General features: G+C 69.4%; 11 protein-coding genes and 1 pseudogene. 2 read left to right on the forward strand and 10 right to left on the reverse strand.

The genetic code is table 11. The features are described 5' to 3' along the window. Positions 1–141: 141 nt before the first annotated feature. From AC31A1_RS26000 to AC31A1_RS26030, 7 genes are all read right to left on the reverse strand, one after another. Complete coding sequence (locus AC31A1_RS26000) at positions 142–2874, reverse strand: bifunctional YncE/alkaline phosphatase family protein (RefSeq protein WP_489655638.1); 2733 nt, start codon at positions 2872–2874, stop codon at positions 142–144. Between the two features lie 13 nt (positions 2875–2887). After that, positions 2888–4237, reverse strand: a complete 1350-nt coding sequence (locus tag AC31A1_RS26005) for an ABC transporter permease (protein WP_489655639.1) — start codon at positions 4235–4237, stop codon at positions 2888–2890. Continuing rightward, positions 4234–5172 carry an ABC transporter ATP-binding protein gene (locus AC31A1_RS26010; protein ID WP_489655640.1) on the reverse strand — a complete coding sequence of 313 codons (939 nt, stop codon included), beginning with the start codon at positions 5170–5172 and terminating at the stop codon, positions 4234–4236. Before AC31A1_RS26010 ends, AC31A1_RS26005 begins: the two co-directional genes overlap by 4 nt. Positions 5173–5349: 177 nt before the next feature. Further along, a complete protein-coding gene (locus AC31A1_RS26015; protein ID WP_489655641.1) occupies positions 5350–8190 on the reverse strand; it encodes a PKD domain-containing protein in 2841 nt (946 codons plus the stop codon). A gap of 477 nt (positions 8191–8667) precedes the next feature. Further along, positions 8668–9513: an EamA family transporter gene (locus AC31A1_RS26020; RefSeq protein WP_489655642.1), complete on the reverse strand. Its 846-nt coding sequence runs from the start codon at positions 9511–9513 to the stop codon at positions 8668–8670. After that, complete coding sequence (locus tag AC31A1_RS26025) at positions 9510–10022, reverse strand: YbaK/EbsC family protein (protein ID WP_489655643.1); 513 nt, start codon at positions 10020–10022, stop codon at positions 9510–9512. The genes AC31A1_RS26020 and AC31A1_RS26025 overlap by 4 nt, the downstream gene beginning before the upstream one ends. Positions 10023–10798: 776 nt before the next feature. Further along, on the reverse strand, positions 10799–11350 hold the full coding sequence (locus AC31A1_RS26030; protein WP_489655644.1) for a cysteine hydrolase family protein: 552 nt from the start codon (positions 11348–11350) through the stop codon (positions 10799–10801). 104 nt (positions 11351–11454) lie between these two features. Here AC31A1_RS26030 and AC31A1_RS26035 point away from each other — a divergent pair. Next, positions 11455–11879: pseudogene (locus tag AC31A1_RS26035) on the forward strand (ABC transporter substrate-binding protein); the annotation flags it as partial. 86 nt (positions 11880–11965) lie between these two features. Here AC31A1_RS26035 and AC31A1_RS26040 read toward each other — a convergent pair. Both AC31A1_RS26040 and AC31A1_RS26045 read right to left on the reverse strand, forming a co-directional pair. Then, positions 11966–14188 carry an MMPL family transporter gene (locus AC31A1_RS26040; RefSeq protein ID WP_489655645.1) on the reverse strand — a complete coding sequence of 741 codons (2223 nt, stop codon included), beginning with the start codon at positions 14186–14188 and terminating at the stop codon, positions 11966–11968. 133 nt (positions 14189–14321) lie between these two features. Further along, the gene (locus tag AC31A1_RS26045) at positions 14322–14924 is read right to left on the reverse strand and encodes a TetR/AcrR family transcriptional regulator (RefSeq protein ID WP_489655646.1); all 603 of its coding nucleotides are present in this window, start codon (positions 14922–14924) and stop codon (positions 14322–14324) included. 188 nt (positions 14925–15112) lie between these two features. On the opposite strand from AC31A1_RS26045, the gene AC31A1_RS26050 reads away from it, so the two are divergent. Continuing rightward, positions 15113–18367, forward strand: a complete 3255-nt coding sequence (locus tag AC31A1_RS26050) for a S41 family peptidase (protein ID WP_489655647.1) — start codon at positions 15113–15115, stop codon at positions 18365–18367. Between the two features lie 215 nt (positions 18368–18582). Here AC31A1_RS26050 and AC31A1_RS26055 read toward each other — a convergent pair whose 3' ends face one another. Further along, on the reverse strand, positions 18583–18768 hold the full coding sequence (locus AC31A1_RS26055) for a hypothetical protein (RefSeq protein ID WP_489655648.1): 186 nt from the start codon (positions 18766–18768) through the stop codon (positions 18583–18585). Positions 18769–18893: the final 125 nt, after the last annotated feature.

Below are 18893 nucleotides of genomic sequence, written 5' to 3' on the forward strand. Positions count from 1 at the left end.
GGGTGGGCTCGCTGGGGGTGTCTGTTGCCTGAGGGATTGATTTGGTAGTCGGTTGGGTGCTGCGCCGTCGTGGCTGGTCGCGCAGTTCCCCGCGCCCCTAAAACAGGCCCTTCGGGCCGTTTTAGGGGCGCGAGAGGTTCGTCAGCCGTCGTTCTCCGGGGACGGGAGGTAGGCGCCGGGGACGTCATCCGGCGTGTAGAGCTTCTTGTCGCCGGGGTAGGGCTTGGTCCAGTTGTGGGTCTGGTACCAGGTGTAGCGGTTCATTTGGGTGGGGTTGGCGTAGTCGGGGACTGCGTGGGGGCCAGTGAGGCGCTGGTGGGAGGCCCAGGTCTTCCACTGGGCTGCAAGCGTCTTCTCGGCCGCCGGTACGGAGACAGTCGTCGGCGCACCCGCCGGGGTGTCCGAGCCGCAGGAGGGCTGGGGGCTCACGCCGAGGGTGAGGGAGGTGCGGTTGGGGACCGCGGTGAACGGGGTGTTGTCGGGCTTGTTCGTGAAGGCGCCGTACATCGGGGTGGCCGCGCTGTCGAGCTGGTTCATCGGGTGGATGCCGAGGATCTGCTCGATGGTGCGGACCATGGTGATCTGCGAGTAGTAGTGGTCGTCGACCGTGCTGTGGTTGGCGTACGGGCTGATGACCTGGACCGGGGCGCGGTGGCCGTCGACGTGGTCGAGGCCGGCCTGGGAGTCGTCCTCGACGACGAAGATCGCCGAGTCCTTCCAGTACGTGCTGTGGGTGATCTTGTCGACCATCTTCCCGACCGCGAGGTCGTTGTCGGCGACCTCGGCCGCCGCGTTGGCCGGGCCGCCGGTGTGGTCGTTGGAGAACCAGAACATGTTCAGGTTCGCCGGGCCGTTCTTCTCGAAGTCCTGCTGCCAGATCTGCTCTTTGTAGATGTCCGGGACGTCGAGGTCGAACAGCGGGAAGCCCTGCACCGAGACGTTGTTGAGGGAGGGGATCGCCGAGCCCGTCTTGATGGGGTAGGCGGTCCCCGCTCCGGTCGCGGCCATGTTCTTGCTGTCGCAGTACAGGTTCTGCCAGGTCGCGCCGGCCGGCTTGGTCTCCAGGGACTGGAACTCGCCGAAGTCCTTGACGGACTTGCCGGCCGCCTGCGCGCCGGTCCAGATGAACCCGGACTTCTGGTGGCCGAGGACGTCGTTCTCGGTGTCGTAGCTGCGCGTGTACTCGCCGGCCGAGGACTCGGTGTACTCCGGGTTGTCCGACTGCATCAGCCAGTTGTGGCCCTCGGCGGAGTTGGTGCCGATGTCGTAGAAGTTGTCGTAGAGCCCGAACTGCTGCGCCAGCGCGTGCTGGTTGGGCGTCACGTTCTCGCCGAACTGGGTGAGCGAGGCGTTGCCGTTGCCCTGCGGGAGGTCGCCGAAGACCTGGTCGTAGGTGCGGTTCTCCTTGACGAGCAGGAAGACGTGCTTGATCGTCGAGGGGTCGCCGAGCCGGGCGGGGACCGGGACGGCCTTGGCGTGGCTCTTGCTCGTGGCCGTCTTCACCGATCCGGGCGTCCAGCCGTTCTGCTTGAAGACCTTGGCCGTCTGTGACCTGATGGTGAGGTCGCTCGGCAGCGTGAACTGCGTCAGGCTCGACGTCGTGTCGTGCGTGTTGTGGCCGGCGGCATCGGGGCGGAGCGCGTCCACGCCACGGGTGTTGGCGACGACGACCTGCTTGCCGTTGGCCGTGATTCCCGAGGGGAAGTAGTCGGTGGGGAGCAGGCCGACGTAGCGGGCGGGCTGCTGCGGGGAGGCGTAGCGGTAGACGGCGACCGCGTTGGCGCGGCCGAGCGTGACCAGCAGCCGGCCGTCGTCGGTGAGCGTCACCGCGTTCGGCTCGTAGCCGACGGACGCTTCGGGCCACGGCTGGGTGGCGATGGTCTGGACGACCTTGCCCTTGCGGGTGTCGATGACCGACACGCTGTTGTCGGCGGTGTTGGTGACGAACACCGCGCCCTTGCTCGCGTACACGGCGGTCGGGTGCAGTCCTACGGCGATGGTGCCGACGGCGGCGGACGGGTCCGCGGTGTCGATGACGCTGACCGTGCCGGTGGTGCTGGCACCGGTCTTGGGGTTCGCGGGCACGTCGGTGCCGTAGGAGTTGATGGTGGTGTCGCCGGCCTTCGCCGGGCGCCCGCCCTCGTTGCTGACGTACAACGTGCCGCCGACCAGGGCGATTCCGCGCGGAGCGGTGCCAACTGCCCAGGTCTGCTTGATGCTTCCGGTCGCCGCGTCGATGGCGACCACCTTGTTCTGGCCGTTGACCGCCGAGTAGACGGTGGAGCCGTCTGGTGAGAACACGGCCGCGCCCACGAGGGCCTGCTTGGTGCCGTCGGCCGCGATGGGGACGGCGGTGGGGGTCGCGAGGGTGCCGTCGGCGTTGACGGTGAACTTGGTGTAGCCGCCTGCCTGCCCGAGCCACAGCTGCTTGCCGTCGGGCGAGTAGGTCGGACCCTCCTGGCCGACGGCGCCGCTGCTGATGCGCAGGTCGTCCGCCGTGCTGGTGCCGATCTTCTGCTTCACCTGACCGGTGGCCAGGTCCATGACCACCAGGGACGCGTCGCCGTCGGCGATCGAGGCCGCGAGCTGGGTGCCGTCCGGGCTGACCGTCGACGACATGATCTTGCCGTCGTTGATGACGGTACGGCTGCCGTACGGCTTGACGTACTGGTCGCTGGAGATGACCTGGCCGTCGGCGGTGGTCTGGCCGACCTGCTGGGTGCCGAACTGGTATGTCGAGGCGACCGCCGTGCCCGTGACACCGAGGGCGACCGCGATGCCGGCCGTCACGAGCAGTGCCCGGCGGCCGACGTGTCTGCCGAAGAGGTTGACCTGGTTTTTCTCGTTGATCCGACGCTGGCGGGTTACCTGCACGGAACTGTTCCCTTCACTGGGTTTCGAGCAGCTCGACGTTGCCGTCGAACTGCCACAGCGGATTCGGGGCGTCACCGGTCGAAGTCCGCACCAGGAAGTAGCCGTTGACTTCCTTGGGACCATCGCCGTCCGCCACGAACCGCCCGTCCGAGGTGATGTCGAGCTGGTATATGGCCGTCCCCGTGACCGCGACCCCGGGGAGATGCCAGCTCACGATGCAACGCCAGTCGTTTCCCGCCCCCTCTTGGGCGGCCTGGCCGTCGCTCTTGGTGCACGCGGCCGTGGTCCGCAACTGGTCCTCGGTGACGGCGGGCCGGTGGAGCTGCCGCGTCTGGAGGCGATAGAGGTGGGCGAACACCGTCGCGAGGGACTTCTGCACCTTGTCCTGCTCGATCCCGGAGCCCGTCGACGGCGTCGCCACGGCGACCGCCCCCACGGTGATGACGGTCAGCGCGGCCAGCGGCAACAGGCCTACGGTGATCGCGCGGCGCCCGGAACCGTCGTAGGCCGGGTTGGTGAAGTCCCGCCGTACGAACAGCACATACGCCAGCGCGGTCGCGAGGACGGCCCACGCCAGGCTGACCGCGACGGCGATCAGGAGCGGGGTGAGCTGGGCCGGGCTGGTGAACAGGCCGTTCCAGGCGATGAAGGCGTAGCCGGGCAGGGCGAGGCGCACCGCCACGGGCAACGGCAGCATCTGGGCGACCTGCATCGCGAGCGCGACCAGTACGGGCAGCAGCAGCCCCATCGAGGACCGCCCCAGCGCGACCGACCCGAGGAGTCCGATCGCGGCGAGGGCCAGGGTCGGGGCGAGGGCACACAGCCAGGCGAGCAGGACCCGGCCGGCCGCGTCCCCCGGCGCCAGCAGATGGCCGTCGAGACCGACCAACGGCTGGTTGCCGACGGCCAGGAGCCCACCGGCCGTGCTGGAGGCGGCCAACCCGGCCACCAGCGCGAGGATGACGGTGAAGCTGGCCAGCGACTTCGCCACGAAGATCCGCGCGGGTGAGCGGACCGCCACCAGCAGATGCCGCCAGGTGCCGAGCCGGTCCTCGGCGGCGAACACGTCACCGGCGACGAGGGATGTGAGCAGCGGCAACGCCCAAGTACCCGCGAACCCCAGCATGACCAGCGGCCCGGCCCACCCCGTGGCGTGCATCCAGCGGCCGAAGAGAGTGTCGGAGGGGAGGGTGTCCTGCTGGCTCACCCCCGCGACGAAGAGGGCGGGCGCGACCCAACACGCAAGCACCAGCAGCCGGATCCGCCACTGCGAGACCAGCTTGACGAGTTCGAAGCGGTAGCTGCGCGCCACGGAGACGCGGGGTGCTGTGACGGTCTGTTCGGCAACGGCGATCGCGGTCATCGGCCCGCCTCCTGATCGGTGAGCGCGAGGAACGCGGCCTCCAACGGCGATACCACGGGGGCGAGTTCACGCACCGCGATGCCCGACCGCACGAGCCCGGCCACGAGTTCGTCGAGGGCGGGCACGAGCGCGCGCACGACGAACACCTCGGCGTCCTGCCGTATCCCGGCGTCGTCGACGACCTGGACCCCGCCCGTCTCGGCGGCGACCACACGCGCGGCCCGCGCATCGGAAGTCCTCAACCGGTACTCAAGCTCACGGCTCTCGGCGGCCAGCTTGCTCAACGGGCCGGAGAAGACGACCCGTCCGGTGGCGAGGATGGTGACCTCGGAGCAGAGCGCCTCCAGGTCGTCCATACGGTGGCTGGAGAGCACCACGCTGGTTCCGTCGGCGGCGAGCCGGGTGAGGACTCGGTGCACATGTCTCTTGCCCGCCGGATCAAGGCCGTTGGACGGTTCGTCGAGCACGAGCAGCCGGGGCCTGGTGAGCAGCGCGGCGGCGAGCCCGAGCCGCTGGCGCATACCGAGGGAGAACCCGCGGGCCCGGTCGTCGGCGACATCGGTGAGCCCGACCTGGTCGAGTACGTCGTCGATGCCGGCCGTCCGCGCGTCGCCGCCACGAAGGGCGGCCAGCGCGGCGAGGTTCTGCCGGGCGGTGAGCGAGGGGTAGAGACCGGGCCCGTCCACGAACCCGGCGACCCCGTCCGGGGCGGCGAACGCCCGCCCGACCCGCGTGCCCAGGATCTCCAGGCGCCCGCCGTCGGCGACGGAAAGGCCCAGCAGCAGACCGAGCAGGGTGGTCTTGCCGGCCCCGTTCGGCCCGACCAGACCGTGGATCTGTCCCCGCGTCACATCCAGATCGACGCCGTCGAGCGCGACGACATCACCGAAGCACTTGGTGATCCCGCCGGCCCGGACCACGTGACGTCTCTCCATGAGCCCCCTCTTTCGAATCCTCAGGGACCCTAGGGACACCACACATCCCACGCACAGACAGCCGTCTGAACGCGCGGGGAACGGATCGTCAAGTCGTCGGCAAGCCGGGTGAAGGAACGGTCAATCCGCCCGCGTCACCCGGCGCGGCGACGGACACGAGGGTCGCGGAGTGGGCGGTCAGCCGATGTAGTAGCCCTCGATGTCCGCGACCACGTTCACGGTGCCGCTGCTGTTGTAGATGTCGATCGAACCGTCGGAACCGACCGGGACCAGGGCCAGGTTGGCGCGGGTGGTGTCGGTGGCGAGGTTCAGGGTGGAGCTGCCGGGCAGGGCTGATCCGTCGGCGTAGGCCGAGAGCCAGGTGCTCGTGGTGGGCTTGACGCCGGTCAGGTTCACGAGCACCGCCTTCACTCCGGCCGGGACGCCGCCGTGCCCCGCCACCTTGACGCTGAGCTTGGACTTGGCGCCGAGTGTGCCCTGGGCCACGCCGGTGCCGTTGCGGGTGTCCAGCACCCGGGTCGGCGAGATCGGGAAGTAGGGCGAGCCCGGGGCGCCCGGGGACGTCGTCGGGTCGGAGACGATATAGCCTTCGACGTCGGCGATCAGATCGACGCTGCCCTTGCGGTTGTAGAACTGGACCTGCCCGTTGCTGACCGGCGCGACAACCAGGTTGGCGCTGGTCTGTCCGGCCGCGAAGTCCAGTACGGAAGTAGTGGGGACATCGCCGGAGCTCGGCTCCAGGGCGACCCAGCTGGATGCGGTGGCACTGGTCTCGGTGACGTTGAGCAGAACGGCGGAGGCGTTGTCGGCGCCGCCGGCCGGCAGGGTGAGCGTGACCAGCCCGCCCGGCCCGGCTTTGCCCTTGGCGGTGCCGATGCCCGTGCGGGTGTCCAGCACCCGGGTCGGGCCGCTCACCTGGACGAAGCCCGTCCCGCCCGAGGTGACTGTGGCGGTGGTGCTGTAGTAGCCCTCGACGTCACCCACCATGTCGATGCTGCCCGCGTTGTTGTAGAGGTCGACGTAGCCGTCGGGGGCGACCGGCACGGTGACCAGGTTCGGCGTGACCTGGCCGGGGACCAGGTTCAGGTTGGAGGCGGTGGGCCGGGTGGTGCCGTCGGGGTAGGCGGTGATCACGGTGCCGGCGGAGGCGTTGACGCCGGTCAGGTTGAGGGCGACCGCGGTGACCCCGGTGGCGGGGATGCCGTTGACACCCGCGACCTTGAGCCGCAGCACCGCGCCCGGGCCGACCTTGGCCTTGGCGGCGCCGGTGCCGTTGCGGGTGTCCAGGATCCGGGTCGGCCCGAAGGGTACGAACGCGCTGCCGACGGTGACCTGCCGGGTGGTCGTGGCGGTGTTCCCGCCGGCGTCCTCGACGGTCAGGGTCGCGGTGTAGGTGCCGGGCTTGGCGTAGGTGTGGCCACCGAAGCCGCTGGTGCCGAGGTCCGCGGCCGGGGTGCCGTCTCCGTAGTCGACGCCGTAGTCGGCGATGCTCCAGTCGTCGGTGGTACCGGAGGCATCGGCCTGGACGGTGAGGCTGCTGTGCGGACGGGCCTGGCCGAGCGACAGGACGGGTACCAGCGGAGCTTCGGCGGCGGCGGTGACGTAGGCCTTCTTGCTGCCGGCGACGGAGACCCCGGCGGCCGTGGTGGCGGTGACCGTGACGGTGTACGAGCCGATCGCGGTGTAGGCGTGGGCGACGCTGGGGGTGGCGGACACCACCGGGGTGCTGCCGTCCCCGAAGTCGAAGGTGTAGCCGGCGATCCCGGTCTTCCAGGGATTGGTCTCGTCCGCCGTGACCGTCTCGGACAGCGGGGCCGGACCCTTCGTGACGGAGACCGCCGCCGCCACCTGGTAGGGGTCCTGGTATTCGACCGCGCCGCGGTCGTAGTAGCCGGCGCCCGTGCCGGTGTCGGCCACGAGCGGGTCGTCCACGCGGGGCTTTCCGTTGAAGTCGGTGCTGAGCTCGTCCGGTGCGCCGGCGTCGGCGGAGTCGATGAGCGGGGTGACGTTCAGGCTGGACGTGCCGGCGGCCACCGCGACATACAGCTCGTGCTTGCCCTGGCCGGTCGCAGCCTGGAGATCGGCGGCGGTCGCGTAGGTCTGGCCGCCCCAGCTGTAGAGCGCGCCGCCGGACTCGGACTCGGAGACGTTGTAGTCAAGGGTGGTTGCGCCGGTCGATCCGGAGGACACCACCACCGGCGTGCTGGTGCCGTAGGTCGCGCAGCCGCCCGGGGCTCCGAGGAAGAAGGCGTTGTTCTCGACCGTCGAACCCGACGAGGCACCGGTGAGCGAGACCGCGGTGTTGCAACCGCCGTTGTCGGTGAAGGTGTTGCCGACCACGACCGTGCCGGGCGCACCTGCCGCGTTCACGGGCGTGTTCTTCCCGTAGGAGAACTTGCTGCCGGTGATGACGGTCCCGTCGGCCCCCGCCGCGATGTCCACGCCGTCCTCGCCCGGTGCGGCATCCAGCTGGTCCCGGCTCAGCGTGACCGTGCTGCTCTGCCCGTCGATGCCTACCAGTGAAGGCGAGTAAACGCCTTCGAGATGGTCCCCTTCCAGCGTGACGCTGTCGGAACCCTCGACCGCCACGACCGGTGCCTGAGCGTTCGTCCCGATGAAGAAGCCGTGCAAGGCCACGTCGTGCACGTGGTCGAAAGTGAGTCCTGGGCCGGAGCCGTACAGGGGTGTGACGATCGAGGTGACCACCTTGCTCGTGCCGGTGGTGATGGTGAGGGGGGCACTCGCGGTACCCGAGGTCTTCACATCGAGAGGCCCGAAGGTCCCCTTGACCACCATGACCGTGTCACCTGGCCGCGCGGTGTCGACGGCGGTCTGCAGCGAGCAGTAGGGCTGGGTCTGCGTGCCCGCGTCGGCCGCGCTGTCGGAGCAGTTCGACGTCGAGGTGTTGTTCACGTACAGCGTGCTGCCATCCGCGCGGGCGGCGGACGGAACCAGCGCCATGCCCGCGCCGAGAAGGCCGACTACGACCGTGAAGGCCCCGATCGAACGTGGCAGCACTGTTCCCCCAGCTTTCACATGATGTTCCCGGCAATCCTGTCTGGTCGCCGAGGGGTTGACCAGGTTCCGAAAGTATGGAGATCACCAAGACGTCGGCCCGCGAAACTGGTCCTGGTCGGGTACACAGGCCGAGTAGCTTGCCCGGCATGGATCAGGGGCGGGTAGTTGAAGCGTTTCGTCTGAAGGCCGGGCATGCCGACGGCGCCGACCCGAGCCGAGGTCTCCGCAGTGGAGTACTACCGGCCCGACGACCGTTTCGCCCCGGACACAACGCGGCTCGGATCGCTCTGGCCCAAGATCATGCGGCCGAACAGCACAGCGGTGCGCACCCGGCACGGCGACGCGCTGCTCCTGTCGGAGTTCCTGCTGACGCGCATGGTCGAGGTCGCCGTGCACGGCCTGGACCTGGCCGAAGCACTTGGTGATCCCGCCGGGCAACGGATCGTCAAGTCGTGGGCAGGCCAGGTGGAGAAACGGTCAACCGGCCCGCAGCATCAGCCCGATCCCGGCCACCAGCAGCACGGCGGCGGCGATACGGGGCGCCCCGAACCGCTCCTTGAAGAAGACCGCCCCGATGGCCGCCCCGACGATGATCGACGATTCGCGCAGGGCGGCGATGGGCGCGAGGTCCGCGCGGGTCTGGGCCCACAGGACGAGTCCGTACGCCAGCACGGACAAGGCGGCACCGAGGAAGCCGACTGCGGCGAACGGCCGTAGCTCCGAGAGGAGTTGACCGCGTCGAAGAGAGAAGGCGTAGACCGGGATCATCCACCCCTCCGCCGCCATCAACCAGGCGATGTACCCCAGCGACGACCCCGAGGCGCGCACACCGAGACCGTCCACGACGGTGTACGCCGCGATCGACAGCCCCGTCGCCAACGCGGCCCCGATCGCCGCCCAGTTGGGCCGCCGCCCGCGCATTCCCCACAGCGCGACACCGGTCAGCCCCGTGCACGACAGCGCGATACCCGCCGCCGCCCACCCGTCCGGCACCTCGTGCGCGAAGACGGCGGCGAAGACCGTGACGACGAGGGGCGCGGTACCGCGCGCGATCGGATACGCCTGCCCGAAGTCCCCCAGCCGGAACGACTTCATCAGCAGCAGCGTGTAGGCGAGATGGATGATCGCGGATGCCCCGAGATACGGCCACGCGCCTGCGTCCGGAAAGGCCGTGAACGGCACGAGGGCGAGCCCGATGACCGTGCCGCCGCCCGTGATGAGCGTGAACCCGACCAGCTTGTCGGTGATTTGGTGCGCGAGGGCGTTCCAGCAGGCGTGGGTGACAGCGGCGAGCAGGACGGCGGCGGCGACCAGTGGCGTCACGAGATCTGCTCGCGCACGTCCACCAAGGTGGCACCGGCGTACGCGACAAGTTCCTTCGGTTCCATGGGAAACACCGCATGCGGATTGCCTGCGGCCGCCCACACGACGTCGTGCGCGAGCAGCGAACGATCCGCGAGCACACGAGTCTTCGTACGGTGTCCAAAGGGCGGCACACCTCCGATGGCATACCCCGTCGTCTCCCGTACGACGTCCACCTTGGCCCGCGTGACCTTCTCGACCCCGAGCTCCCGCCGGACAAGCTCCACGTCCACCCGGGACGCCCCGTCCATGAGCACCAGCACGGGAACCCCGTCCGCCGCGAAGATCAGGGACTTGCAGATCTCACTCAACTCGCATCCGATCGCGGCGGCGGCCTCGGCTGCGGTACGGGTGGCGTCCGGGAAGCGCCGAATACGACCGAGCAGATCTCCGAGCCCCAACTCCCGTAGCGCCTCGGCGAATCGGGGGTTGGCGCCGGTGTTGTCGTCTTCGGTGTTGTTCATGCTCATGGGGGCACGGTAGCGGTGGGTGCACTGGGCCTGCGACTGAGTTCCGACCGTCGGACCGCCCGCTTCTCAGCCAGTGTCGGGATTCCGGGAGCCGAGTAAAGGGCGCTCCCTCCGGTCGCGTCGGCTACGCCGATTCCGCTCCGCTCCACCCTTGACTCACCTCCCGCAATCCCGTTGAAGAAGCGAACGGGCGGCCCCGAGGCATGGGTGGCCCAGGCACACCTCCCGTCGGGTGGGCTGCGTTCCGGGCCGGGGTGAGGGAACGCGTTCGCGTCTCGCCAGCACGCCGGGTGGGCTTAGCGGCTGTCTGCCGGTGGGGACTTCGCGGGCCAGTCTCCTCCGCTCCCGACTCAGCCACCTCTGGAGGCTGTGTACTTTTCTAACCGGTCAAGTGTCATGAAGGTGGTTAGATTTGCCCCCAGCTTCCAGCAACCACCCACCCGCCCACTCACTCAGGGTTGGCCGCTGAGCCGAGGCGGCGTGCTGGCGAGACGGCAGCGCGCCCTCGCGCCCCACCGGCGGGTAGCCGCTAAGCCCTCCCGGCGTGCTGGCGAGACGCGAACGCGCCCCCTCCACACCGGCCGGCAAGGCAGTACAGGCAAGGGGATGGCTCCCCGGCCACCCGTTCCTCCGGGCCGCTCGCTCGCTTCTCCAACGGGCTGGAGCGGCCCTAGTCAAGGGTGGCCCGCAGGGCCATCGCCGCAGGCGACGCGACCGCAGGGAGCGCCCTTTACTCGGGCCGTGGAAGCACGACACTGGCCAAGAAGCGAGTGGCCCTACGCCCAGGTGACTTCTTTTGCCTGAGCAACAGCAGCCGTACGTCCCGGCGCCTCGTGGTACTTCCAGTACAGATTCGTGTGGGCGATGACCTGCTCCGGCGGCGGCGCACCCCACCCGCTCAAGTCCGACGTGGTGTGGGCATCGCTGACGAGCGTCACGTCGTAGCCGCGTACGAAGGCGCCGTGGATCGTGGAGCGGATGCAGGCGTCGGTGGAAGCGCCGGCGACCACGAGGCGTCCGACTCCGGCCTCGGCCAGTACCTGTTCCAAGGAGGTGCCCTCGAAGGAGTCGGGGTAGCTCTTGGGGACGAGGGGTTCCGGGTCGCGGCGGGTCAGTTCGGGGACGTACTGCCAGGCCTCGCTGCCCTGGGGCACGTTCTCGTCGAAGTGCTGGACCCAGACGACCGGCACGGATTCCTCACGGGCCCTGTCGACGAGCCCGGCGATGTTGGCGACGACCGCGTCACGCGCGTACGCATCGGCAACGACGCCGACCTGCACGTCGATCAACAGCAGCGCGGTGTTGGGACGTTCGGACAGAGTGGTCATACCCCGGGAGGTTATCGAAGCCGCGCCGGAATCGACGTACGGGAGACGCGACATCACGAGTACGCCACCCGCCCACCGCTTCACGACCGGCCGTTCGGATCGGCGTGCTCGTTCCGCCGACTCGGCCTGGGTGGGTGGAGGCGGGTCAACACCTGCTCGCCGGGCTGGAGTTGGGGGTTCGGGACACTGCCGCTGATCCCAAGACAGCCGTGGCGGCCGTAGACGAATTGGCCGGTCAGGGCGTGGTCGCGCTGGTCGGGGAGCATCACTGGTCGGGGAGCATCACAGCGTTGTCGCTCGCGCTGTTGCCGCCAGGGCGGAGGCCGTTGGTCTGCCGTTTCTGTGTTCGTCGGCTGTTCTTGACGCGTTGACCGATGAGCCTTCGGAGTGGGTCGCGCGGCTTGCTCCGGTCGAGCGGCGCGTTACGGCTCTGCTTCTCCTCGTCGGGTATCCGGAGCCGGCCGTCTCTGTCGTGAAATGCGTTCGGCGGGATCCGCGGGCTCGCGCTGCGGGGGCACTCGCGGGGCGATCTCGTTCTCCCGTGTGCCGCCGGGGGAACGGAAGACCCCGGCGCCGAATGAACGGGCCGGGGTCCGCTGATGCCGTACCCAGAGGTCAGGCGTGTACCAGTTCGCGGTCCTCGTCGGGGTCGGAGTCCTTGGAGTCCAGCTCGCGCAGGCCCTCACCCTCGACGTCCACGTTCGGCAGTATCCGGTCCAGCCACTTCGGCAGCCACCACGCCCGCTTGCCGAGCAGCGCGAGCACCGCCGGGACGATCGCCATGCGGACCACGAACGCGTCGAAGAAGACGGCGATCGCGAGGCCGAAGCCGATCATCTTGATCATGGATTCGCTGGAGCTGATGAAGCCGGAGAACACCGCGATCATGATGACGGCCGCCGCGGTCACCACCCGGGCGCTGTGCTTGAAGCCCGTGACGATCGCCTGGCTCGGCTTCTCGCCGTGGACGTGGGCCTCGCGCATGCGGGTCACGAGGAACACCTCGTAGTCCATGGCCAGTCCGAAGACCACGCCGACCATGAAGATCGGCATCATCGACATGACGGGGCCGGTTTCCTCCACGCCCATCAGGCCCGACAGCCAGCCCCACTGGAAGACGGCCACCACTGCGCCCAGTGCCGCCATGACCGACAGAAGGAAGCCGAGGGCCGCCTTCAGCGGGACCAGGATCGAGCGGAAGACCACGATCAGCAACAAGAACGCCAGGCCCACCACCAGGATCAAGTACGGGATCAGCGCGTCGTTCAGCTTCTGCGACACGTCGATGTTCATCGCCGTCGTGCCCGTGACCAGGACCGACGAGTCCGTGTCCGCCTTGACCTCCGCGCCCGCGTCACGGATGCCGTGGACGAGGTCCTCGGTCGTGACCGACGACGGCTTGGAGTCCGGGACGACGGTGATCGTCGCGGTGTCGCCGTCCTTGTTGAAGGTCGCCGGGGTGACCGTGGTGACGTCCTTCAGAGCCTTGATCTTGTCGGTCACCGTGGTGACGTCGGCCTTCGGGGTCTTGCTGTCCTTCGCGTCGACGACGACCATCAGCGGGCCGTTGAAGCCGGGGCCGAAGCCCTCGGACAGGAGGTCGTACGCCCTGCGCTGGGTCGTGGACGTGGGCTGCGAACCGTCGTCGGGCAGACCCAGTTCGAGCGAGGCCGCGGGGATCGCCGCCGCGCCGAGTCCGATCACGCCGAGCAGCAACACCGCCAGCGGGCGTCGTACGACGAAGCTCGCCCAGCGGGTGCCCATGTTCGGGCGGGACGCCTTCTCGGCCGAGACCGCGCGGCCGCCGCCCAGGAGCCTGCTCTTCTGGCCGGTGGGCTTGATCTTCTTGCCGGCGTAGCCGAGCAGCGCCGGGATCATGGTGAGGGCGATGAGGACCGCTATCGCCACCGTGCCGGCCGCGGCCACGCCCATCTTCGTCAGCATCGGAATGTTGACGACCGCCAGGCCGACCAGTGCGATCACGACCGTCAGGCCCGCGAAGACCACCGCCGAGCCCGCCGTACCGACCGCTCGTCCGGCCGCCTCCTCGCGTTCGCGGCCCTCCGCCAGTTCCGCCCGGTAGCGGGAGACGATGAACAGGGCGTAGTCGATGCCGACCGCGAGGCCGATCATCATCGCGAGGGTGGAGGTGGTGGTGCCCAGGTCGAGGGCGTTCGCCAGTGCCGTGATCGTCGAGACGCCGATGCCTACGCCGATCAGCGCGGTGAGCAGCGGGAATCCGGCTGCCAGGAGTGAGCCGAAGGTGATGACCAGGACCACGGCGGCTATCGCGATGCCGATGATCTCGGTCGAGCCCGTCTCGGGGGTCGCGGTGAGCGCGTCACCGCCGACCTCGACCGTGAGTCCGGAGGCCCGTGCCTGCTGCGCGGTCTCCTTCAGGGCGTCCTTCGACGCGTCCTTCAGCTCCATGCCGGAGACCTTGTACTTCACGGACGCGTAGGCGACCGTGCCGTCCTTGCTGACGGCCTTGCCCTTGAAGGGGTCGGCGACCGAGACGACCTCGGAGCCGTCGCCGAGGTCCTTGACGGTCTTCTCGACGGTGGCCTTGTTCGCGCCGGAGTCGAGCTTCTCGCCGGCCGGGGCCTTGAAGACGACCCGGGCGGTGGCGCCGTCGGCGCTCATCCCGGGGAAGCGCTGTTCCAGCAGGTCGAAGGCCTTCTGGGCCTCGGTTCCCGGTACGGAGAAGGAGGAGGCGCCCGCTGCGGGCGCGCTGGCCGCGCCGACTCCCGCGAGCGTCAGCAGCGCGATCCACAGGAGGGCGACGTAGTGCCGTCGCCTGAAGGCGAGCCGGCCGACTTTGTAGAGGAACGTGGCCACGAGGGCGTACTCCCGGTCAGGTCGTGGGGTTCTTCGGGGCAGGGGTGATCAACCGGTTGGGGACACGGGTGATCGGCCCGACGACGTGAGCGGTTACGTCAGGTGGGCGTGCTGTGTGGGTGTTGTGGGTCGGTCAGGTGGTGGGTGCGCCCAGTGCGGGGAGCACCACGGCGTCGATGTACGACAGCAGGAAGGCCTGGGTGGGCGGCTGCTCGTCGATCATGGTGCGGGCGGCGAACCCGCCGATCATCATGTGCACGATGTACTCCATCGCCGGGTTGTCGGCACGGATCTCACCCCGGTCGACCGCCCGCTGAAGCACCGTCTTGAACTCGGTCATCTCGGGTTCGATGAGATGTTCCCGGAACGCCTTGAGGAGGTCCGGGCTGCCGTGCATCGCCATGGCCAGGCCCCGCATGAGCGCGGAGTTCTGCTCCATCTCGCAGTCGTCCGACCGCATCGTCAGGGCGTGGAAGTCGCCCCTGAGCGAACCGGTGTCGACCTCGGCGGCCGATGCGCCCGGCTTGTTGTGCCGCACCGCTTTGGCCACCAGCTCGGCCTTGCCGCCCCACTGGCGGTAGAGCGTCGCCTTGCTGGACCGGGTGCGGGCCGCCACGGCGTCCATGGTGAGGGCGTCGTAGCCGACTTCCCGGAGCAGGTCGAGCACGGCCGCGTACAACTCGGCCTCTCGCTCGGGTGTGATGCGACTGCGACGCGCCGTTGCGACCTCAGTCATGCGACTCACCTTCCCAGCTCCGAACGACACGGTTTCGTTCATGACGAATGTAGCGCACCTCTCTACGAAACGAAACCGTTTCGTACGTGTGCTGAGTCACGGAGTCGGCCGCGGTGCCGCCCCGCCGTCGCCACGCCGGTGTCTTTTCATAAGTTGCTCCGGTCCGTCCCGCGGAAAAGCATAGGGAGGTGAGCTATCTGCGCCTGCCGCACCTCAGTGGCGACCTCCTGAGCTTCGTGGCCGAGGACGACCTCTGGCTGGCCCCTCTCGACGGCCGGGGCCGCGCCTGGCGGCTCACCGTCGACCGCACGAAGGTCGGCCACCCCCGCTTCTCGCCCGACGGCCGCCACATCGCGTACACGAGCTGGCGCAGCCTGGTCCCGGAGATCCATCTCGCGCCGGTCGAGGGCGGCCCCGGCCGCCGGCTGACGTACTGGGGCAGCGCCGACACCCAGGTCTGCGGCTGGACCCCGGACGGCGACATCCTCGCCGTGGCCTCGCACGGGGAGCCGTTCTCCTATTTCACCTGGGCCCACAAGGTGCCCACCGACGGCGACCCCGGCGGCCGGCTCCCCTGGGGCCCCGTCTCCGACATCCAGCTCGCCGACGTCGACGGCGAACGCCGGACCCTGCTCCTCACCGGCACCCCGCCGCACGAACCGGCCGCCTGGAAGCGCTACCGCGGCGGCGCGATGGGCCGCCTCTGGCTGCACGGCCGCCGCCTCCTCACCGACCTCGAAGGCCACCTGCACTCCCCCATGTTCGTCGACGGCCGCATCGCCTTCCTCTCCGACCACGAGGGCATCGGCAACCTCTACTCCTGTTCCTACGACGGCTCCGACCTGCGGCGCCACACCGACCACGACGCCTTCTACGCCCGGCACGCGGCAAGCGACGGCACCCGGGTCGTGTACCAGTGCGCCGGCGACCTGTGGATCGTCGACGACCTGTCGGCGGTGTCGACCCCGCGCAAGCTCGACGTCCAGCTGAGCGGGCCGCGCGCGGGCCGCCGTACCTACCAAGTACCCGCCGCCCAGCACGTGGACGGCATCTCGGTCGACGAGACGGGCCGCGCGAGCGCCGTCGTCGTACGCGGCAGCCTGTACTGGCTCACCCACCGCGACGGCCCCGCCCGCACCATCACCGACACCCCGGGCGTACGGGTCCGCCTCCCCGAGATGCTGGGCTCCGGCGGCCAAGTCGCCTACGTCACCGACGCGGACGGCGAGGACGCGATCGAGATCGCCTACCTCCCCCGCGCCTCCGGCGAACGCGAGCCCCGCCGACTCGCCTCCGGCGAGGTGGGCCGCGTACTGGAGCTGGTGTCGGACACGGCGGGCGAGCGTCTCGCGATCGCCGCACACGACGGACGCCTCCTGCTCCTCGACGCCACGGAGGACTCTGGGGGCACCTCCCGGACGGAGTCCGGGGGAGGCGAGGTGACGGAACTCATTTGCTCGATCAACGGCCCCGTCCGCGACCTCGCCTTCTCCCCCGACGGCACCTGGCTGACCTGGTCCCACCCGGGCATCGGCCGCTCGCTCCGCCAGATCAAGATGGCGCGGATAAAGGACCGTTTGATCGTCGACGTCACCAACGGCCGCTTCGAGGACGAGAATCCGGTCTTCACACGGGACGGCCGCTACCTCGCCTTCCTCTCCTGGCGCGGCTTCGACCCGGTCTACGACGTCCACACCGGCGACCTGTCCTTCCCGCTCGGCTGCCGCCCGTACCTGGTCCCCCTCTCCTCGGCCACGCCCTCCCCGTTCGCGCTGACCCCGGAGGGCCGCCCGGCCGCCGGTGGCCTGGACGCGGCGGAGGACGACGAGGGCGCGGACGGCGCGGTGACCGTGGAAGTGGAAGGACTGGAGAGCAGAGTCACCCCCTTCCCCGTCTCCGCCTCCAAGTACTCGGCGCTGCACCCGGTTTCTGGCGGCGGACTGGTCTGGCTGCGCTGGCCGATCTCGGGCGCGCTGGGCGAGACCTTCGCCAACCCGGACGACACCAGCGGCCGCCCGACCCTCGAATACTTCAACATCAGCAAGGCGAAGAAGTCCGAACTGGTCGACCACCTCGACTGGTTCGCGGTGAGCGGCGACGGCTCACGCCTGGTCGTGGTCGACGAGGACGAACTACGAGCAGTCCCCTCCACCGAGTCCGGCGACAGCGACTCGACGGTCTGGATCGACCTCCGCCGCATCCTCCACGAGGTGGACCCGCCCGCCGAATGGCGCCAGTCGTACGAGGAGGCGGGCCGCCTGATCCGCGCGTACTACTGGGACCCGCGGATGTGCGGCATCGACTGGACCGGGGTCCTGGACCAATACCGCCCGCTGGTCGAACGGGTGGCATCCCCGGACGACTTCGCGGACCTGCTCCGGGAAGTCCTGGGCGAGTTGGGCACCTCCCACGCCTATGTCACCGCGTCCCGCCGCAACGAGGGCCCGCCCCACTACCAGCGCCGACAAGGCCTGCTGGGCGCCAACTTCGTACGCAGGGAAGGCGGTTGGACGGTCGCCCGCATCCTCCCCGGCGAGTCCTCGGACTCCAAGGCCCGCTCCCCCCTGGCCGGCACGGGCATCCGGGAGGGCGCGATCCTGACCCACGTGGACGGCCGCCCGGTCGACGAACTCACCGGCCCCTACCCCCTGTTGGCAGGCGCGGGCGGCACAACGGTCGAGCTGACCTTCACCCCGGCGGAAGGCGAAGGCAGGGCCCGCCGAGTAGCCGTAGTCCCCCTCATCGACGAACGCCCCCTCCGCTACCAGGACTGGGTGGCCAAACGCCGGGCGGTGGTACGGGAGTTGAGCGGCGGCCACTGCGGCTACCTCCACATCCCCGACATGGGCGGCTCCGGCTGGGCCCAGTTCAACCGCGACCTGCGCCTTGAGGTGTCCCGCCCGGCCCTCATCGTCGACGTACGCGGCAACGCGGGCGGCCACATCAGCGAGTTGGTGGTGGAGAAGCTGACCCGCACCATCCTGGGCTGGGACCTGACCCGCAACGCCCAGCCGGTGTCGTACGCCTCAAACGCCCCCAGGGGCCCGGTGGTTGCCCTCGCCGACGAAGCGACTTCGTCAGACGGCGACATGATCACGGCGGCGTTCAAATTGCTGAAACTCGGCCCGGTAGTAGGCCAACGAACCTGGGGCGGAGTGGTCGGCATGACCGGCCGCCACCAACTCGGCGACGGCACGGTGATCACGGTCCCCATGAACGCGGCCTGGTTCGACGCGTACGGCTGGTCGGTGGAAAACAGGGGCGTCACCCCGGACTTGGAGATCCTCCGCACCCCGTTGGACTGGGCAGAGGGCCGCCACGCACAGCTGGACGACGCAATCAGGCTGGCCCTGGACCTCCTGTCCATCCACCCGGCGGCGACCCCGCCGGACTACTCGGCCGTCCCGGACCGCTCAAGGCCCAAACTCCCCCCACGTTCTTAAGACAGGGGAGGGCGATGTTTTTAGGGGCGCGGGGCTGTATCTATTTGCGGCTCCGCCGCGTGGGCGCGCCCAGCCCCAACCCACCTAGGGGCGCGGGGAACTGCGCGACCAGCCCCCACCGGGCCGGCACCCGACAACGCACCCAAAACGCAAACGTGGGGCGCCCCCAAAACACAGGGCACCCCACGCAAACCGGCTAAAGCCGAGCGCAGCGGCTACGCGTCGTAGTCCTGGTCCATCTCCTGGTCCATACGCTCCCGCGTCCCCTGCCCCGTACGCTCAACGTCCTCTTCCCGCTGCTGACCGCGGTCCCGCGCCTGGTCCTTGCCCTGGTCCATACGGTCCTTGGCCTTGTCCGCGAGGTCCTTGGCCTTGTCCTGGAACTGGTCCTTCATACCCATGTGGGTTCACTCCCGTACTGATGGGGGGATTCGTGGGACCCCTCGGTGGGGCCTCGACCAGATTCACACGCCAGGACAAACCCCGCATTTCGATCAGTCACCCTCCGTGACACGCGCCGTAGCCC

Source organism: Streptomyces sp. P5F9 (genome assembly GCF_057961495.1).